The following is a 17,259-nucleotide window of genomic DNA, read 5'->3' on the forward strand; positions in this document are numbered from 1 at the left end:
ACAGGAGACCATAGAGTAAGGGGAGTGGCAATGGATTTTAATACAGAAAAAGCCTTAGCTTATGGCGTGCCCTTTTATCTTTATGTTCCAAAAGCTTATCAAGGAGAAATAGTCTATGACAAAACTCGGATTGGCTCGCATAAGGATATATTCCCCACACTCTATGCCTTGACTTTGAGCGAAACAAGATTCTTACATCTTGGCGGACGCAATTTGCTAGAGACGCAAGAGAATGATAAATTTGCATTTGGCTTTAATACGGAAGTATGGATTGACAATGAGGGGATTTATCCGCGTAGCTCCAATCTTGGATATAAGTATAAAGATAATCAAAGTTTGCTTAGCACAGAAGAAAACTTTGCTCTTGATGAGGAGCATTTGGGATTCCACAAGATTTATCAAGAATTTTTAGAATTGCAACTGCGTTACAGGCTTCTCAATCTTGCGCAATAGAATCTCGCCTAACCTATTTCCTACAAGAAGTGGCTAAAAGCTTGAATTTAAGCTCCGCAAGCTCCCAATCCTCTAGTGTGTCAATATCTTGCACACGCATAGGGGGTAGCACAATACTCACAGAATCCTCAAAAATATTTTCACGATTGCGCCATACACTTGAGCGTGCGAAATAAAATTGCCCTGCGTCGTGGTAGATTTTCTCTAAATCTTGCGAACGTTTAGAAAAATGCTCTTTAAAAAGCATTTTATTGTGATTTTCTATAATGTTAAAGGCGCGATAAGGCGAGTAATCATACTCCACTGCACCAAAACAATAACAAGAGGACGCGTAGGTTTTCGCTTGCAAAAAAGATTCTGTAAGTGTCTTAGAATCTAGCAAAGGTGCAGTTGCATAGAGGCAGCATATCCATAAATCTTGCGATTCTACTTCTTGCATTTCAAGGGATTCTATTGCGTGCAAAATCACCTCTCTTGTGCTGCTATAATCTGTGCTTAAGTCCTCTGGACGCCTCAATGCGCTAACTCCAAAACTTTTGGCAAATTCTAAAATCTCCTCATCATCACTTGAAACAAGAATTTTATCAAAGATTCCGCTTTTTTGCGCATTTTGCAGACTATAAGACAAAATGGGTTTGCCACAAAAATTTTTGAGATTCTTTCTTTTAATTCGCTTACTCCCACCGCGTGCGGGGATTACGCACACACAAGATTCCATTTTAGTCCTTTTTGCGCACAGATTCTTGTAGAATCGCAATCACTTTTTGCTGCTCCTGTTCGCTTAAAGTTGGGAAAAGTGGCAGACTAATGGCGTTTTGATAGTAGGATTCTGCCTTTTTAAAGTCTCCTTTTTTGAAACCAAATCGTGCATAAAAGGGTTGCAAGTGAATTGGGATATAATGCACTTGCGCACCGATTCCAGCTGCCTGTAATTTGCCAAATAATTCTTTGCGTTTGATTCCGCTTTTTTTGGTGAGTAAAATCACATACAAGTGGAATGCACTGTAATTATAAGGTGCAACATAGGGCAAAATCAGCTCCAAATTGCTTAAATTTTCGTTGTAGGTTTTTACTAGTGCGTTGCGCACGCGTACATATTCTTCTAGTCGCGTTAATTGCGAGATTCCAAGTGCTGCGTGTAATTCACTTAAGCGATAATTAAAGCCCAAAAATTGTTGCTCATAATACCAAGCCCCAGCATTTTTACCTTTGAATCTTTTTGTGTCTTTTGTGATTCCGTGGCTTTTGAATATTTGCATTTTGCTTGCGTATTTTTCATTGTTTGTCGTGGCGATTCCACCCTCTGCGCAAGTAATGATTTTAACAGGGTGGAAGCTAAAAATCGTAATATCACTCCATTTACAACTTCCAATAGGAATTTTACAATAGCTTCCACCAAGTGCGTGTGAAGCGTCTTCTATGATTTTGAAGCGGTAGATTTGACTTAAGCGATAAATTTCTTTCATCTCGCAGCTTTGTCCGGCAAAATGCACGGCTACAAGCACTTTCGGTAATTTGCGTTTGGGAGTATTTTTGAGTTTTTTCTCTAACGCTTTTGTGTCTAAATTGTAGGTTTGTGCATCAATATCTACAAAATCTACTTTTGCACCGCAGTAGATTCCACAATTTGCACTCGCAACAAAACTATTGGGTGTCGTCCATAAAAAGTCTCCTTTGCCAAGCCCCAAAGCAAGAGCGGCGCAATGGAGCGCGCTTGTTGCACTATTGAAACTCACACCAAATTGCGCACCCACTTTACTCGCTATCTTTTCTTCAAACTCTTGTGCTTTTGGTCCTTGCGTAATCAAGGGGGATTTGAGAGCGTCTATTACCGCATTAATATCTGATTCTGTAATTTCTTGTTTGCCATAAGGAATCATTGTAGCAACTCCAAAAATTCCTCACAACTTAACCATTGTTTATTTGTGCCAGAATCATAAGAAAATCCGCGTGGCACAAGCTTTCCACTCTCACCTAACACATTGGTGCTAAAGTCGGTAATGAAGCTAAACTGAATTGTAGGCGCAATGACATAATAGTCGTTAAATTCATAGGTAATATGGCTATCATCACTCGGACACATCGTTTCGTGGATTTTTTCACCCGGTCGGATTCCGACGATTTTATGAGGTAAGTTTGGAGCTAGAGCTTTCGCCACTTCGGTTATTTTCATTGATGGAATTTTAGGGACAAAAGTTTCCCCACCTTTCATTCTTTCAAAGTTTTTCAAAACAAAATCCACTCCTTGTTGCAAAGTAATCATAAAGCGTGTCATTTCTGGGTCTGTAATAGGTAACTCTTTTGCTCCCTCACAAATGAGCTTTTGAAAAAATGGCACGACAGAGCCACGTGAGCCAATAACATTACCATAACGCACGACAGAAAAGCGAGTTTTGCGCATTCCGGCAATATTGTTTGCCGCGACAAAAAGCTTATCACTTGCCAATTTTGTCGCCCCATAGAGATTGATAGGATTTGCCGCTTTATCGGTGGAAAGTGCAATGACTTTTGAGATTCCATTGCTAAGGGCTGCATTGATGACGTTTTGCGCGCCATAAATATTTGTTTTAATGCATTCTGTTGGATTGTATTCTGCGGCTGGAACTTGTTTGAGTGCTGCGGCGTGGATAATGTAATCAATTCCAATGGTCGCTTCTTTGAGTCTGCTTTCATCACGCACATCACCTAAAAAATATCGCATACAAGAGGCGTTATAGGTTTGTGCCATTTCAAATTGTTTCAACTCATCACGGGAGAAAATGACAATTTTTTTGGGCTTGTATCGCTCTAGGAGTGTTTTGGTATAGCATTTACCAAAACTCCCTGTGCCACCGGTGATTAGAATACTTTTATCATTGAACATTTTGCACCTTATGTAAAAAATAGGGTTTAATTATACTATAAAATCTGATATTTCATTGTTTTTATTGTGGGATTCAATATTGTAGATTGCCACGCCGACAAATCGGCTTGCAAGGATAAGAACGGGCTGAAATATCCTCTAAATAAGGCTTTGTGAGGTGTTAGGCTATCCAAACACGCGCTTGAAAATTGCCTCTACATTTTTGGTGTAATAGCTAAATTCAAAACATTCTTTGATGGCGTTTTCTCCAATTAACCCAACCAATTCGGAATCGGACAATAAATATTGCAAATAAAGAGATTCTCCTTTGTTGTTAAGAGCGGCTTTGCCCTCTTGCAAATCTGTCCATACTTTCATTGCATTGCGTTGCACGATCTTATAGGCATTTTCACGACTGACGCCCTTTTTGGGAAGTTCTAGTAAAATGCGTTGTGAAAAGACAAGCCCACCTGTTAAATTGAGGTTTTTCATCATATTTTTAGGATAGACGACAAGCTTCTCAAGCAAGTCGCTTAGGCGATGAAGCATAAAATCTGTGGTGATAAAAGAATCAGGTAAAATAAACCGCTCCACACTAGAGTGGCTAATGTCTCGCTCGTGCCACAACGCAACATTTTCCATAGCTGGAATCGCAAAAGAGCGAATTATACGACAAAGCCCGGTAATATTTTCGCTCAACACGGGATTCCGCTTATGTGGCATTGCACTACTCCCTTTCTGTCCTTGTGAAAAATATTCCTCTGCCTCATAGACTTCGGTACGTTGTAAATGCCGAATCTCTATGGCGATTTTTTCGCAACTGCTTGCAAGAAGCGCTAAATCACTAATAAGTCTTGCATAGCGATCTCTTTGAATTACTTGATTGCTAGCGGGTGCGGCTTTTAGCCCTAAATCCTCGCAGACAAGTTCTTCTAGCTCCATAGGTGTATGTGCGAGATTTCCCATCGCACCGCTTAGTTGCCCCACTGAAATCACTTCTAAGGTGGCTTCTAAGGCTCTCAAATGTCTCTTGATTTCATCATACCAAATCGCACAAACAAGCCCAAAAGTAATGGGTTCGCCGTGGATTCCGTGAGAGCGTCCCACCATTAAGGTTTCCTTGTGTCCTAGTGCTCTTTTTTTAATCACTTCGCATAAATGCTTGACATCTTCTATAATGATTTTTAAGGAATCTCGCATTTGAAGTGCCACAGCAGTATCAATACAATCACTAGAGGTGATACCATAATGAAACCAACGTGATTCCTCACCCAAAGATTCCGCCACACTCGTTGTAAAAGCAATTAAATCGTGTTTTGTAACTGCTTCAATTTCGTCAATTCTCGCAATATCAAATTTTGCATTTTTGCAGATTTTTTCGCAATCACTATTAGGAATTAACCCAAGTTTATTCCACCCTCTTACCAATGCCTTTTCTACTTCTAGCCAAGCAGAATATTTCGCATTTAAATCCCAAAGCCCTTTCATCTCTTCTCTTGCATATCGTTCTACCATATTTTCTCCTTAAAGTAAATTAAAGTTTGTAATTTGAGATTCCATAAAGCATTACTTATCTTTTTGCTTCTTGTTATGCACTCTATACATATTTTTATTGAAGCCATTTGCGAATAAAATCTTAACTGCCCTACCTTTGCCAACCGAATGCAGTGATTTATAGAGTCTAGTGTGCATTGTTTATCCAAATAAAGATTTTTGTCTTGCAGGATTACTTGGTATAAAATTTGTATCCACAACATAGTTTTTTATTAATGCTTCTTTGATTGCGTTTCTATTGTTTTCACTTGCACCCAAATGATAAAAATGCTCAATAATGTCATTATAAAATCTATTCCATAATGTTATTATATACTTATTTTCTCTATATCGGTTACTATGCCAAGTTGAGAGTATAAACTTTGCCTTTGTGCTAGATAAAATTTCATAAAGTTCTTTTTCTTTCGTTTCATTCCAAGCATTAAAATAATCACAATGCCTATCAATATAAGGTGGGTCGCAATAAATAAAGTCTCCATTAGGTGCGATATTAAAGCCTACAACACCGCTGCTCATAAATGGCTCCAAGTAGATTCCTTGATTATCCCACTTCATTGTGCTTTTAATGGAGCAGACTAGCTTACTTTTGATGCCTTGAATTTTAAGTGGTGGAATCTTAATTTTCATTTCTATCCCTATATATTAAATACTCTTTAAGTTTTGTTATTTTCTTTAGAATCTGTAATATTGATTTGCCCATAATTTATCCAATAATCATCAAAAATTTCCTCACCAAGATTTGCAAATACACCTCTCTCATTGATAATATCATCAATATTTTTAATGCTACGTATATTTGCAGTATTACCACTACCACTAGAATCGCTAGCTATTTTATATTTCTCTACAAAAAATAAAGTGAGATTTTGTATCACAGACGGAATTTTTTTTAAATCATCAATTCCATAACGCGTGAGTTCATCAATCATTATTCTATCATAAATTACACCCAAGCAAAAATGTCCTTGATATTGATTATAAGGGAATTGGATATTCTTGTTAGATTCTCTATTTTTAAAATATTCTCCGTGTGAACCTAGAGTAAAACCTTTAATTTTCCATTTAGAGTCTTCGCAGATTTTATCTTGTAGGGTATCAAGAAAATTTCTAAAGTTCTGTATAAACTCTTGCTTATTCATTTTTGTTCCTTGATTATCGGTAGTTTGTAGCTTGTTCGCCTTGCCTTTGTAGGATATTTTGCATTTTTGTGTCGCTTTTCTATATAAGAAATTAAATCTCTCAATTTATGTTAAAATATCCTAACACAATCCTACTTAAAAGTTACAAAATGCCCTTTGTTTTAAAAGAATTTCCTATTCCAAAACCAATGAAAGCTCATCAATTCTTAATGCAATGTTTGCATTTAAATATGGCACAATCGCAAAGATATATTAATAAAGGCAAAGTGATTTATGAGGGCAAACCTCTAAAGAATAATGAAAAAGCCAAGATATTGGAAAAAAGTGTTTGTATTCTCATATTTGAAGCTGATTCTGTCGGCTTAAAGCCACTTTATGAGAATGAACATTTTGCGCTTTTTGAGAAGCCAGCTAAAATGCTCATTCACCCTAAAGGGAGATTTGCACACCATAGCTTTGTTGATGAGGTGCGCTCTCTTTATGGGGAGGAGGCTAGCTTGGTTCATCGTATTGACAAGGAGACTAGCGGGCTTGTGCTTGTAGGTAAGCATTCACGCAGTATTACAAAGCTCGGTGCAATGTTTGCAAATCATCACATTACAAAAGAATATCTAGCTCTTGTGCGTGGGGATTTGAGTAAAAGTAATTGGAGGGGGAGAGATTTTTGCCTCTCTTTGCCGCTTGCAACACAACCAAAAGGCGGGGATTTGTGCGTACGTTCTAAGTTTTTAGGGCAGAGTGAAGCGGAATCACTATCCTTTAGGGAGGCAAAAAGCGAATTTGAAATGTTAGGAGTGTTGGATTTTTGCTTGCAAAAATCTTTTGGTGGAGATTCTAACTTGCAAACTGTGCCATGCACTTTGTTAAAAGTGCGTCCAAAAAGCGGGCGCACACATCAGATTCGCTTGCATTTGTATGCGCTTGGTTTTCCGATTTTGGGAGACCCTCTCTATGGAGCGTTAGATGTGCATAGTCGGGAATATTTAGACGCGGAATTTATCCCCGCAAAATCACAAAATCTTTCCCGTGATTCTTTATATGGCTTGAGCAATAGGAGGCGAGAGATTTACTTTGGGGCAACGCGCTTGATGTTGCACGCTTATCATTTGAAATTTAACTTTGAAGGTAAAACCTATGATTTTCAAAGTAGCAAAACTTTTGAGATTCCATTTTCTTGAAATTTTGATTTGGATTCTATCCATAAAATGCTTGTGCAACTGCCCAACAAAAAGGCAGATAGAATCCAGATTTAAAAGATTGCTCTTTTAATCTTTTTGCACAAGGGATTTTTGGTTTTAAGAATCGCTTTTGCTTAAAATTTCTAATGCTTGCTTGATTCTTTCTATGACCACTTCAGCTCCTAATGCGCTCATCAAGGGCGCGATTCCAACGCCACCGGGTGAGCCAAGCAGAGCAAAGCGTAAAGGCATAAAAAAGCTTTTTGCCTTGATTCCTTGAAAATCTGCGAAAGTCGCAATTTCTTGTTCTGCTTCTTGCACATTTTCAAAAGGTGTTTTTAGGGATTGCAAATAAATCATAAATTCTTTTAACAAGTGAATATTCTCCTCATTCTTGACTTTTTGGAGCATTTTTTCGTCATAAGTTACGACAGAAGTCAAACAAGTTTTTAGGATTTCAACAAATTCCAATAGTGTTTTAGAACGTTCTTTAATTTCGGGATACAGAATCTCTTGTGCGCGTTGATTTGGAATCTCTGCGCCATAAAAAGGCAATAATGTATTGATTTGTTTGCAATCTAGTTTGTGTAAATAGTGTGCGTTTAGCCACAAAAGCTTTTCTTTATTGTAGGCAGAGGGAGCACTATTTAAGCTATTGGGATTAAAGAAATCTAACATTTCTTGCATAGAAAAAATTTCTTGGTCTTTGTGACTCCAACCTAAACGTACAAGAAAATTCAATAAGGCTTGGGGCAGGAAACCTAGAGTTTTGTATTCCATAACACTCATTGCACCATCGCGTTTGCTAAGTTTTTGCCCTTGAGGATTGAGAATCATTGGCACATGATAAAATCGCGGAATCACAAAACTTAATGCTTGGTAAAGAATGATTTGTTTGGGTGTGTTACTTAAATGGTCATCGCCACGAATCACATCTGTTACCCCCATAAGCGCGTCATCAATCGTTACGACGAAGTTGTAAGTGGGTGTGCCATCACTGCGTGCAATGATGAAATCGTCCAATTCTTTTGCCGCAATTCTGATTTCACCTTTGACGCCATCAAGGAAGCAGATTTCCCCCTCTGTGGGTGCTTTAATTCGCACAACAGGTTTTACTCCAGCAGGTGGCGTGTCTGTAAAATCACGATAGCGGTTGTCGTATTTCCACACTTGCCCTTTGGCTTCCGCCTCTTTGCGATTCTTGTCTAATTCCTCTTTTTGCATATAGCAATAATATGCTTTTCCTTCTTTTAATAAGCGGTCAATGTATTCTTGATAGAGCGAGAATCTTTGACTTTGATAGACAACTTCGCCATCATAATCCATTCCAACCCAAGCAAATGCCTGCAAAATTGCTTCTTTGGCATCTATTGAGTTGCGTGCTAAATCCGTATCTTCAATGCGTAATAAAAATTTTCCACCATTTGCCCTTGCATAAAGATAGTTAAAAAGTGCGGTGCGTAAGCCACCGATATGTAAATAACCCGTAGGAGAAGGTGCAAATCTTGTTACAATTTTGCTCATATTATTCCTTAAAATTTTATGTAATTTGCAGAATCTTAACTTAAGATTGCTGAAATTTTTGCTTAAAAATTCTTACTCAAAGTAGAGGAATTTCACATTATTTTTTAAACTTTAATGTCCTTTACTTTAGTGTTTCAATATATGCACCAATATCGTCCATATCGCGTCTGGTATAACGTTGCGCTACTTGGTTTTTGATAAAACGAGATTGTCCTTCAAAGCTTTGATTTTGGTAGGTTTTAATTTCACTTGCAATTTCACTTGCTTTCCAAGTATTAATTGCGGGCTTGCTTGCTACAGCAATTTCACCTTTTTGCCCATGACAATTTGCACAATCACGTTCATAGAGTTTTTTGCCTTTTTCTAAATCTGCTGTTTTAGCCGTGCTTGCTACGGAACCTGTGCCTAAGAGACTATCTAAAAAATTTCGTTCTTGAAGTGTCAAATCCGCGTCTTCACGCACGACTTTAATGTCTTTTGAGCCTAAATTTTTGGAATATTTTTGCAAAATGGCTTTGATTTCTTCCCCAAATTCACCTTTGAGTTCAAAACAGACGCATTCATTTGCAGGAAGTGTGCTGCTTAAAACTGCGGCACAAACAAAAGCTGATAAAATTTTTTTCATTTTTGGGATTCCTTGTTATTTTTGAATTTAAATTGCGCAATTTTGCCTAAACTTTATTAATTTTTGGTTTAAAGTTAAAAGCCACTTTAGCTAGGATAGTTTATAATTCCTTTTGCCTAAGCAAAGCGCATTTCTTTAATTTTGGAGTCCAACATAATTTAAGTATTGCTGGTTGTATAGTTGGCTTTGTGTGATGGTGTTTTCGTTTGAGTCTCTTAAGTTGAGACGAGAATCTGCCGCCTAATAAGTTGCTTATGGCTAGAATCGTTGCCTATTTTTGGGCTAGACAAATAAGTAACGCTTGCTTGGGTCTTGTAAAAAATAGAGAATAATATTTTTGTTTTGAAAGTTTTTCTTTTAAAAAATCTTGAAAGTTTTAAAAACAAAAATTTTAAGGTTGTAAAATATGGAAATTGTTATTGTGGGTAGCGGCGGGCGTGAATATTCAATTGGGCTTGCATTGCAAAAGGAATGCAGAATAGACGGGATTTATTTTTATCCGGGCAATGGTGCAACAAGCAAACTTGGCAAAAATATTGATTTTGCAAATCAACAAGAATTTATAGATTTTGCATTGATACAAAGAATCGGACTTGTGATTATAGGTCCCGAAGCACCATTGGTAGATGGTTTAGCGGATTCTTTGCGGGCAAATGGAATCCTTGTCTTTGGTCCAAGCGCAAAAGCCGCGCGTTTGGAGGGTTCGAAGGCTTATATGAAAAAGTTTGCGCAAAAATATGGAATCCCGACAGCACGTTTTATTCAAACGCAAGACTATGTAGAATCTTGCAGATTTATTGACGCTTTGAGTTTGCCTATTGTCGTAAAAGCTGATGGTTTGTGTGCGGGCAAAGGCGTCATTATAGCCCAAAGCCACGAGGAGGCAAAAATAGCAGCGAAGGAAATGTTAGACGGAAAGAGTTTTGGGGATTCGGGTAAAACAATTGTGATTGAGGAATTTTTAGACGGATTTGAATTGTCAGTTTTTGCAATGTGCGATGGAAAGGATTTCATTGTATTGCCTGCTGCGCAAGACCATAAGCGACTTTTGGACAAAGACAAAGGTCCAAATACAGGAGGAATGGGGGCTTATGCTCCTGCTCCTTTGGCAAATGCGCAAATCCTTGAAGAAGTCAAATCCACAATTATTGTGCCGACACTTAAAGGTATGGCAGAGGATGGAAATCCTTTTAATGGAGCTTTATTTTGTGGGATTATGGTTGTTCAAGGTAAGCCCTATTTGCTAGAGTTTAATGTTCGCTTTGGCGACCCAGAATGCGAAGTGTTAATGCCGCTTTTTAAAAATGGTTTGTTGGATTGTTTCTTAGCGTGCGCTAGAGGGGATTTGAAAAATGTGCAATTTGAGTTAGAGTCCAAAGTATGTGTAGGAGTTGTGGTTGCTTCTAAGGACTATCCTTACAAAAGTTCTCCCAAAGCAAAAATTGTGATTCGTTCTTTGGATAATACGCAATCCCATATTAGCTTTGCAGGAGTGAGCAAAGAGGGAGAGGATTTGTTCGCAACCGGAGGACGTGTGCTTGTATGTGTGGGTAAGGGCGATAATGTGCAAGAGGCACTTAAAAATGCTTATGCACAAGTGGAATCTGTTAATTTTGAAGGAATGCAATATCGCAAAGATATTGCCTATCAAGCTTTGAGGTAGGCAATGAATACCAATAAGATTGAAGAAATTTTAGCACGTGAAGAAATTGAAGTTGCTCCTTATTGGAAGCGAATCGTGGCACATTTGATTGATGATTTACTTTTAAGTATGGTAATCATTGGGATTTATTGGGATAGCATTATGCAAAATACGGGCGATGTAGAAGCAATGTTGGCGATTGTTTCTAGCTCTTGGGCGATTCTTTATGGAATCCGCATTTTATATCATTGGCTTTTTGTGCAGTTTTATGGAGCGACGATTGGAAAAATTGTCGTGAAGATTCGCGTGATAGAGTTAGGGTTGTTGGATAATCCTAGTTTTTGGCAAGCGTTTTTGCGCTCACTTTTGCGCACATTGAATGAATTTCTGATGTATTTGCCCTTCTTTTATATTTTTGCTAATCCTCTAAAAAGAGGCTTGCACGATATAGCAGCCAATACACTCGTTGTGGAGCTAAAGCCCTATAATGCTTAAATTGTCTAAAGTCTTTGGAATTGTATCAAGCGTAGCGGCTTTTGCATTGTTTGTCCCAAATTTTTTACAAGCACGTCCCTCTATCAAGCAGTTTAATTCCCAACAAGAAGCTATTTTTGAGTTTTTGGCTGACGATATGGAATATAGTCAATCTCAAGTGATTGGCAAGGGGCATGCCACGGTGATTAACTTAGACTATTTTGTAACTGCCAATGAAGCGACTTATGATACACAAAGCGGGGAAATCACACTAAGTGGCAATGTGAATGCTTATAAAGGAAATGCACTTTATCTGAAAGCTCAAAAGATTAAGATTAAAATGCAGCAAGACTATTCCTTTTTAGAGCCTTTTTATTTGCAGGATTCTATGAGTGGTTTATGGGTAGATGCAAAAAGTGCGCAATATGATAAGAATGTTTATCAGACAGAGGATACAACGATTTCAACTTGTAGTGTGAATAATCCAATTTGGCAATTAAAAGCAAGTAAAAGTCAATATGATGTCAATGAAGAATGGTTGAGCGTTTGGAATCCTCGTCTTTGCATTTATGATATGCCGGTGCTTTATTTCCCTTATCTTTCTTTTTCTTTGGGCTACAAGCGCAAAAGCGGTTTGCTTTATCCTGAAATTGGAAACTCAAAAGACGATGGTTTTTTATATTCCCAACCCATTTTTATTGCTCCACAAGAGGAGTGGGATATGACATTTGCTCCCCAAATTCGGACAAAGAGGGGTGCGGGATTCTATAATGAATTTAGAATCATAGACGATAGGGACGAAATGTTATGGGCAAATTTTGGTTATTTTGGCGATACAGATAGCTATCAGAGAACTTATGATTTAGAAAATCAGGCTCATTTTGGATTTCAACTCAAATACGAGCGTAAAGATTTGCTAACAAAATCACAAAATTATTTTTATGAAGATGGAATCTATGCGGATATTTCGCAAATTTCTGATATTGATTATTTTCGTCTAACAGATAGAGACACGAGGGAACGTGCAGATTTACAAGGCAGTCTTTTGACTTCCCGTTTGAATTATTTTTTAAAAAGTGAAAATGATTATTTGGGTATTTATGGACGCTATTATTCGGATTTAGAAAAAACAAGCAATGCGGAGACTCTACAAACTTTGCCACAGGTGCAATACCATCGCCAAATGGATTCTTTGTTTTTGGATAATTTATACTATAGTTTTGACTATCAAGCCAAAAACTGGACGCGTCCTAAGGGTTATCGTGCAGTGCAGCAAGAAGCACATCTCCCTATCCTCTATACACAAAGTTTTTTGAATGACTTTGTCAATCTCTCGGCTTCACCCATTTTTTATGCCACACAAATTAACTACAGCAACACAAAACAAAAAAAATTAGAAGACGGACGTTACTATTCGCAATATTATCAATTCAAAGTCAATTCTGATTTAGTGAAGCAATATGAAGACTTTGGGCATACAATTAGTTTGGAATCCTCTTATATTTTGCCCGGCTTTGATAGAGAAAAAGGTGATTTTCAAGACTTTTTTACATTGCCCGGTCATAGACAAGAGTTGCGGTTTGGTGGCTCTCAATACTTTTATGATTCTAGTGATACACTTTTTTTGTCTCATCGCTTCAAGCAGCCTTTTTATTTGGAGGATAATCACAAAATGGGAGAGTTTGAAAACGAGATTCAATACTTTTATGATTATCAATGGAGTTTTTTGAGTAGCATTTTTTATTCACATCAAAAGGCAAAGATTTCTGAAGCCACACATCAAGTGCGTTATGACGGCGAGTATTTGAATGCAAGTTTTGGACATTTTTTCCGTCAATCTTTTGCAGATATTGATTGGAATCGTGGGAGATTTGGCGAGGCAAATTACCTAATGGCAGGATTTGAGAAAGAGTTTGAATCCATTGACATTTTTGCAAGTGCGGGCTATGATTATAAGGAACGTTACTTTAAGACTTGGCAAGTCGGCTTTGAAACTTCTATCCGTTGTTTTTCTTTTGGGCTTAAATATGTAAGTGAAATCTATCCAATGCTGACTACGCACGGAACAGAAGCAAAAGACGATAAATATGTGTTATTTACAATTAAATTTATTCCTTTATTAAGCAGTGATGTAAAAGTAGGCAATTAGGACAAGTATATGGGAAATTTAAATAGCGAAATTATTAGCACGATTGGAGGCAATTTTATCGGTAATACAATGCACTCTATGCGACGAAAGACTCTCTTTGAAAATCGCAATGACGCATTGCAAAAACTACTGCATAATATGCCCTTGAGTTTTTTTGAAAAGCAAGATTGCGTTGTTGTGGGGATTTCTTTTGCAGGAGTGCTTTTTGCGCATCGTTTGGCACAGATGATTAAAGCACCGCTTGCTTTTCTCTTTACTTCGCCAATTTTAGCACCAAATAATCCAGAATGTGAAATTGCAATGGCGACTGAAACGCACGATGTTGTGATAAACGAAGCTTTAGTGCGCTCTTTTGAAATTAGCCTAGATTATATTTATGGCGAAGTGCAACGACAATACGAGGATAAAATGTTGCCTCTCATTTATCAATACCGCAAAGGTAACCCCTTAATTTCTCTTAAGGGCAAACGCGTTTTGCTTGTAGATGAAGGGATTGATAGTGGTTTAACTGCATTAGCATCTATTAAATCCGTGATTACCTTACAAGCAAAAACCGTGCATTTTGCTTGTCCTGTTGCGCCCATTGAAGTGGCAGAAGTGATGGACGAAGCAACCGACGGAATTTTTTGCCTTTATCGGTCTAAAAATTTTGTAGATATTGGATATTATTATAAAGAGTATCCTGCAATAGAATCTTCAGTCATTGAAGAAATTTTTAACAATATACAACCATAAGTTCAAGGAGGAAGAATGGACGAAGCAAAACTAATGTTTTTGAATAAAGAAGAAGAATATATTTTTGATAAATTTGCTAAACAAACTAACGGAAGTGTGTATTATAAAAATGGCAATAATGTTTTACTAGCTACGGTGGTAATTGATGAGAATTGCGTGGTAGAGGAGGATTTCTTGCCTTTAACCGTGCAATATATTGAAAAATCCTATGCTGCAGGAAAATTTCCGGGTGGCTATGTCAAACGAGAAGCAAAGCCTAGTGATTTCGAAACTCTTACAGCTAGAATTATAGACCGCAGTTTGCGCCCATTGTTTCCAAAAGATTATTGTTATCCTACACAAATTACCATTATGGTATTAAGCGCAGAGAGTGATGGTGATTTACAAATTTTGGCTTTGAATGCTGCGAGTGCGGCTTTGTATGTTTCCGAGATTCCGCTTCATTTTCCTGTTAATGGTGTGCGGATTGGTAGAATTGCAGAGGAATTTGTGATTAATCCAACTCCAAATGAGCAGGAGCAAAGCACTTTGGATTTGCTAGTCAGCGGTGTGAATGAGGATTTGTTAATGATTGAAATGCGCACTTTTGGCGGTGTAAAGGTAAAATCCTCTAGCAATCCTCTTAGCCTAATGACAACCTTAAAAGAGGAGGAAATCACTTCCTTTAGCGCAAATGAATTAGAGGAGGACAAACTCATAGAGGCTTTAGAATTGGCGCGTACGCAGATTGCTCTTAAAAGTCGGCTCATCAAGGAATCTTTCGCGCCTTTTGTCAAGTCGCCTCTAAAGCTAGAAAGAGCTAGAAAGAGCTTTGTTTGTGAAAGAATTGAAAATTTTATTTGTCAAAATTATTTAGAACCTTTACGCAAAGTGATTGAGTCGTTGTCCAAAACAGAACGCAATAGCCGCTTAAAAGCCTTTGCTAAGGAAATTATGGAATCTTGGAAGACACAGAGTTCAGACGATATAGAATCACTAGAAGAGCGTGTCAATGAAACGCTCACTAAAGTAAAGCGCACGCTTATCCGACAAATGATATTAGAGGAGGGCAAACGCGCGGACGGCAGGTGCTTAAAGGAGGTTCGTCCTATCAGCATTGAAACAAATTTCTTGCCTAAAGCGCATTCAAGCGCACTTTTTACACGAGGACAGACGCAGGCACTTGTGGTTTGCACTCTTGGAGGGGAGATGGACGCACAAAATTATGAATTACTTACAGAAAAGGCAACCTCTAAGGAACGTTTTATGGTGCATTATAATTTTCCACCCTTTAGCGTCGGGGAAGCAAGTAGCATTGGTGCGACAAGCAGGCGAGAGTTAGGACACGGAAATCTTGCAAAACGCGCACTAGAGTGCAGTTTGATTAATAGGGATTCTAAAACGATTCGTTTAGTCTCTGAAATTTTAGAATCCAATGGTTCTTCTTCTATGGCAACAGTGTGCGGTGGCTCTTTAGCGTTGGCAGCTGCGGATATTGAATGCACTTCTTTGATTGCAGGAGTTGCTATGGGACTTGTATGTGAGGGGGAAAAATATGCGATTTTAACAGATATTATGGGCTTAGAAGACCACGATGGCGATATGGATTTCAAAGTTGCCGGAAGTACAAATGGAATCACTGCACTACAAATGGACATTAAGCTAGGGGGTTTAAGAACGGAAATACTAAAAAACGCGCTTTTTCAAGCTAAAGAGGCGCGTTTGCAAATTTTGGGATTAATGGAAGAGGCAAAAGAAAAGATTGTCTTAAATACAGAATCTCTGCCTAGCTCACAAATCTTTGCGATTCACCCTAGCAAGATTGTAGAAGTGATTGGACAAGCAGGCAAAACGATTAAAGAAATTATTGAAAAATTTGAAGTCGCGATTGACTTGAATCGTGATAATGGCGAAGTGAAAGTGAGTGGGGGAAATAAGCAAAAAGTGAATGCGGCAAAAGAGCATATTTTGAATATTGCAAATACCAAAGAAAATAAACCAAATCTTTATGAATTGTACCAAGTGGGTGATATTTACACAGGTAAAGTAAAAAAAGTTGTAGAATTTGGCGCGTTTGTAGAGTTGCCTCATAATTACGATGGATTGTTACATGTTTCTAAGGTAACCAACAACAGAAATGAACGGATTAGCGATTACTTAAAAGAGGGCGATGAAGTGCGTGTAGAAGTGCTATCGCTTAATAAAAACAAAGTAGAATTAGGGCTTGTGGAATAGCTTAAATTAAACAAAAATTTAGCTAAACGCGTTATAATTTTGCCCTACAAAGTGATAAGTAGGGGAATGAATCCGAACGGACTTTGAAATTTTAAGGAGAACAAATGAAAAAATTACTTTTAGTGTTTTTTGCATTAGCTGGTGTAGCGTTTGCTGCGGAAGGTAACGAAATGTTATTGTCTTATTCTGCAATTGCAGCAGGCGTAGGTTTGGGTATCGCGGCACTTGGTGGTGCAATTGGTATGGGTAGCACAGCAGCTGCAACAATTTCTGGTATGGCTAGAAATCCCGGTGTTGGTGGTAAATTGATGACAACGATGTTTATTGCACTTGCGATGATTGAAGCACAAGTTATCTATACTCTTGTTGTTGCATTGATTCTACTTTATGCAAACCCATTCTTAGGCTAATCTTATAGCTTTTTCCTTAGGGATTCCCTAAGGTTGTGCGCTGGTGGTGGAATGGTAGACACACCATCTTGAGGGGGTGGCGGGGAGACCCATGCGAGTTCAAGTCTCGCTCAGCGCACCATTTTTTCTCTCATTTTTTAAACGATTTTTTTATTTTTATTCAAACATTTATGCTAAGATTTTAGTTATTTTAATACAAAGAGCAACGATGTCTTTACAAGAACAATTACAAAAAACAAAAGAAAGCAAAAAGATGCTAGCGACACTTCCTCATCAAACGCGCATTAGTTTTTTATATGATTGTGCGGATTTGTTATTGG

The 17,259-nt window shown here is 37.9% G+C and carries 15 protein-coding genes, 1 tRNA gene and 1 pseudogene; 9 read left to right on the forward strand and 8 right to left on the reverse strand.

Annotated elements, in window-relative coordinates:
- Positions 1–453 (forward strand): annotated as a pseudogene (locus Q1553_RS04560) (LTA synthase family protein); the annotation flags it as partial.
- 13 nt (positions 454–466) lie between these two features.
- Here Q1553_RS04560 and pseF read toward each other — a convergent pair.
- From pseF to Q1553_RS04590, 6 genes are all read right to left on the reverse strand, one after another.
- A complete protein-coding gene (pseF, locus tag Q1553_RS04565; RefSeq protein ID WP_297599783.1) occupies positions 467–1,171 on the reverse strand; it encodes a pseudaminic acid cytidylyltransferase in 705 nt (234 codons plus the stop codon).
- A 1-nt stretch (position 1,172) separates the two neighbouring features.
- Positions 1,173–2,333: a UDP-4-amino-4,6-dideoxy-N-acetyl-beta-L-altrosamine transaminase gene (gene pseC / locus Q1553_RS04570; protein ID WP_297571101.1), complete on the reverse strand. Its 1,161-nt coding sequence runs from the start codon at positions 2,331–2,333 to the stop codon at positions 1,173–1,175.
- Positions 2,330–3,316 (reverse strand): UDP-N-acetylglucosamine 4,6-dehydratase (inverting), encoded by a 987-nt coding sequence (gene pseB / locus Q1553_RS04575; protein ID WP_115551309.1) that lies wholly within the window; start codon positions 3,314–3,316, stop codon positions 2,330–2,332. The genes pseC and pseB overlap by 4 nt, the downstream gene beginning before the upstream one ends.
- Before the next feature lie 165 nt (positions 3,317–3,481).
- On the reverse strand, positions 3,482–4,810 hold the full coding sequence (gene purB / locus Q1553_RS04580) for an adenylosuccinate lyase (protein ID WP_297599789.1): 1,329 nt from the start codon (positions 4,808–4,810) through the stop codon (positions 3,482–3,484).
- Positions 4,811–4,990: 180 nt separating this feature from the next.
- Positions 4,991–5,476: a DNA adenine methylase gene (locus Q1553_RS04585; RefSeq protein WP_300668534.1), complete on the reverse strand. Its 486-nt coding sequence runs from the start codon at positions 5,474–5,476 to the stop codon at positions 4,991–4,993.
- A 26-nt stretch (positions 5,477–5,502) separates the two neighbouring features.
- Positions 5,503–5,988 carry an EcoRV family type II restriction endonuclease gene (locus Q1553_RS04590; protein ID WP_220271598.1) on the reverse strand — a complete coding sequence of 162 codons (486 nt, stop codon included), beginning with the start codon at positions 5,986–5,988 and terminating at the stop codon, positions 5,503–5,505.
- Positions 5,989–6,137: 149 nt separating this feature from the next.
- On the opposite strand from Q1553_RS04590, the gene Q1553_RS04595 reads away from it, so the two are divergent.
- On the forward strand, positions 6,138–7,166 hold the full coding sequence (locus Q1553_RS04595) for an RluA family pseudouridine synthase (protein ID WP_115551306.1): 1,029 nt from the start codon (positions 6,138–6,140) through the stop codon (positions 7,164–7,166).
- A 117-nt stretch (positions 7,167–7,283) separates the two neighbouring features.
- On the opposite strand, the gene gltX is transcribed toward Q1553_RS04595, so the two are convergent.
- Both gltX and Q1553_RS04605 read right to left on the reverse strand, forming a co-directional pair.
- Entirely contained in the window at positions 7,284–8,690 is a 1,407-nt protein-coding gene (gene gltX, locus Q1553_RS04600; protein ID WP_115551305.1) for a glutamate--tRNA ligase, read from the reverse strand.
- Positions 8,691–8,811: 121 nt separating this feature from the next.
- Positions 8,812–9,315 (reverse strand): c-type cytochrome, encoded by a 504-nt coding sequence (locus tag Q1553_RS04605; RefSeq protein ID WP_115551304.1) that lies wholly within the window; start codon positions 9,313–9,315, stop codon positions 8,812–8,814.
- A gap of 406 nt (positions 9,316–9,721) precedes the next feature.
- Between Q1553_RS04605 and purD the strand changes: the two genes are divergently transcribed.
- The 7 genes from purD (at position 9,722) to Q1553_RS04640 (ending at position 17,060) form a co-directional block, all read left to right on the forward strand.
- Positions 9,722–10,978 carry a phosphoribosylamine--glycine ligase gene (gene purD / locus Q1553_RS04610; protein WP_297571112.1) on the forward strand — a complete coding sequence of 419 codons (1,257 nt, stop codon included), beginning with the start codon at positions 9,722–9,724 and terminating at the stop codon, positions 10,976–10,978.
- Positions 10,979–10,981: 3 nt separating this feature from the next.
- On the forward strand, positions 10,982–11,452 hold the full coding sequence (locus Q1553_RS04615) for an RDD family protein (RefSeq protein WP_115551302.1): 471 nt from the start codon (positions 10,982–10,984) through the stop codon (positions 11,450–11,452).
- Complete coding sequence (lptD, locus tag Q1553_RS04620) at positions 11,445–13,580, forward strand: LPS assembly protein LptD (RefSeq protein WP_297571114.1); 2,136 nt, start codon at positions 11,445–11,447, stop codon at positions 13,578–13,580. Before Q1553_RS04615 ends, lptD begins: the two co-directional genes overlap by 8 nt.
- Before the next feature lie 9 nt (positions 13,581–13,589).
- Positions 13,590–14,315: a phosphoribosyltransferase family protein gene (locus tag Q1553_RS04625; protein WP_245944207.1), complete on the forward strand. Its 726-nt coding sequence runs from the start codon at positions 13,590–13,592 to the stop codon at positions 14,313–14,315.
- A 15-nt stretch (positions 14,316–14,330) separates the two neighbouring features.
- A complete protein-coding gene (locus tag Q1553_RS04630) occupies positions 14,331–16,529 on the forward strand; it encodes a polyribonucleotide nucleotidyltransferase (protein WP_297571117.1) in 2,199 nt (732 codons plus the stop codon).
- Positions 16,530–16,633: 104 nt separating this feature from the next.
- Positions 16,634–16,939: a F0F1 ATP synthase subunit C gene (locus Q1553_RS04635; protein WP_026943810.1), complete on the forward strand. Its 306-nt coding sequence runs from the start codon at positions 16,634–16,636 to the stop codon at positions 16,937–16,939.
- Between the two features lie 37 nt (positions 16,940–16,976).
- A tRNA-Leu gene (locus Q1553_RS04640) sits at positions 16,977–17,060 on the forward strand.
- Positions 17,061–17,259 lie beyond the last annotated feature (199 nt).

It is taken from the genome of Helicobacter sp. UBA3407 (assembly GCF_949747025.1).
Taxonomy (GTDB): domain Bacteria; phylum Campylobacterota; class Campylobacteria; order Campylobacterales; family Helicobacteraceae; genus Helicobacter_D; species Helicobacter_D ganmani.